This is a genomic window from Mesorhizobium sp. Cs1321R2N1, assembly GCF_037179725.1.
Lineage (GTDB): Bacteria > Pseudomonadota > Alphaproteobacteria > Rhizobiales > Rhizobiaceae > Mesorhizobium > Mesorhizobium salmacidum.
In genome coordinates, this window is record NZ_JAPYKP010000285.1 from 1 (window position 1) to 2,173 (window position 2,173).

General features: G+C 63.8%; 2 protein-coding genes. Both read right to left on the reverse strand.

The window, feature by feature from the left end; genetic code table 11:
- Positions 1–121: 121 nt before the first annotated feature.
- Positions 122–1,090, reverse strand: coding sequence for an amino acid ABC transporter permease (locus O7A61_RS31980; RefSeq protein ID WP_337133139.1), 969 nt, complete (start codon positions 1,088–1,090; stop codon positions 122–124).
- The coding region (locus O7A61_RS31985; protein WP_337133140.1) for an NAD(P)/FAD-dependent oxidoreductase at positions 1,087–2,173 on the reverse strand (1,087 nt) is incomplete at its 5' end. The genes O7A61_RS31980 and O7A61_RS31985, both read right to left, overlap by 4 nt.

A 2,173-nucleotide genomic window follows, 5' to 3' on the forward strand; every position in this document is an offset into this window, starting at 1 on the left:
AAGCCGCACCGTCCAAACCGTCTGCGACGCGATCGGCCAAATTCTCAACCGCATCACACCGACAGAATGCTCACACTACTTCGAAAACTCCGGCTATGACCGAAACTAATCTCATCACGCTCTAGCGTTCCGATCGGCCGAAGCGCCGTTCGAGATAGGCCTGGCCGAATTCCAGCGCGATCGACAGGATCCAGTAGATCATCGAGGCGGTGATCAGCATCTCGATGTGGCGGAACTCCGTCTGACCCATCGTGCGGGCGAGATACATGATCTCCCAGACGCCGACGACCGATACCAGCGAGGAATCCTTCAGCATGGCGATGAACTGGTTGCCGGTGGGCGGAATGATGACGCGCATGGCCTGCGGCAGGATGACCAGCGCCATGGTCTGGCCGGGACTCAGACCGAGCGCCGTTGCGCCTTCGCTTTGGCCGCGCGGAATGCTTTCGATGCCGGCGCGGAATATCTCGGTCATGTAGGCGCCATAACACAGCGACAGCGCCACGATGCCGGCCGGCACCGCGCCGATCACGTAGCCGACCTGCGGCAGGCCGAGATAGATGATGTAGATCTGCATCAGCAACGGCAGGCCGCGAAACAGCGACGTGTAGAAGGTGGCCAGTCCGTAAACGATGCCGTTGCCGGTCAGTTTGGCGATGGCGCCGACAAGCGCGATCAAGGTCGCGATAAGGATCGAGATCGCCGAAATGTAAAGCGTCGTGGTAACGCCCTGGGTGATCAGGAAGCCGACCTTCCTGGCGATGAAGGCAAAGGAGAGGTCGAAGGAATAGAAGAACAGCATCAGCAGCGCGAACAGCTCGATCCAGACGCCGGCGATCTGCTGGCGTCGGGGCAGGAGCAGCAGCAGCTTGCAGTTCACGAGCACCAGGAGCGCGATCAACACGGCCGAGAGGGCGCGCGACAGGGCTGGGTTGGCATGCAACCAGTCGGATGCAAGCGGCATCAACGAGCCGATCCAGCTCGACTTGATACCCATGGCGTAGAGGACCGCGGCCAGCAGCGCCGGAAAAAGCGCCGCCGCGGCGTGGCGAACGAGCCCTGGATAGGAGAGCATCAGCCTGCCGATCATGCCGTCACCTTGTCCTTGGCGGTGGCGCGGCGTTCCCGCCACCAGTCCTGCGCCTGCAGTTTCCAGTAGGTGAGCTGCGCGGCGGCCAGGCCGGCGTTGCCGCCGGCCCAGCTCAGTCCGAACGGCGCGAACTGCCGGTACCGGTCCGAAGCGCCCAGAATGCCCTCCGCGACAATTTTTCCGGCAATCGCCGTGGTGTTGAGGCCATGGCCACCGAAAGCGGTGCAGTACCAGACGCCTGATCGCAGCTTTCCGATCTGGGGCATCAGATGCCGGGCGTAGGACATCAGCCCGGACCAGGCCAGCTCGGTCCTGAGGCCGGCAAGCTGCGGGTAGGTGCCGACCATCTCACGGCGCAACTCGTGCGCCAGCGCGTCGGCGGAAGCGGCGCGCGTGGTGATGCGCCCGCCCCACAAAAGGCGATTGCCGCCCTCGACCAGGCGATAATAGTCACCGGCCCGCCTGTTGTCGCCTACGGCATCCGCGGTGGCGACCGCTTGTGCAATGAGGCGGGGAGCCGCCTCGGAAACCATCACATAGGTCGCGATGGGCAGAAAGGCGCGGTAGAGCTGGCCGAATACCGGGCCGGTGTAGCCGCCGGTCGCGAGCACTATCTGGGGTGCCCGAAGCGTGCCCTGTCTGGTGCGAAGCATCTTTTGCGACCCCGAGAGATCGCATTCTACGACCTCCGAGCTTTCATGGATTTTGCCACCCAGGCGCTCGATCTCGTCAGCCAGGCAACGCAGATAGTTCAGCGGATGGATGTGAAAGGCGTTCGGGTCGCGCAGGCCCTGGTGGTAACGGACGGACTTCAGCACCGCGCGGACGTCTTCTCTATCGAGATACTGAAGTTCATAGCCATGGTCGCGGGCCATCTGGTCGGCATAGGCCTTCAGCGCATCGCCGTCGTCGTAGCGCAAGACGCTGAGCAGGCCGGCACGCGGCAGGGCGGCCGATATTCCGAGCGTCTCGATGGTGTCGCGCACGAATTCCACGCCTTCGATCGACAGCCGGTGCAGGTCGCGCGCCGCCTCCCCGCCGACCCGTGCGGCGATATTGTCGCCGCCGGTGGCGAAGCCGGGC

Excerpts from the sequence above, each read along its gene's own strand:
- O7A61_RS31980 (WP_337133139.1), bottom strand. The coding sequence starts at position 1,090 with ATGATCGGCAGGCTGATGCTCTCCTATCCAGGGCTCGTTCGCCACGCC.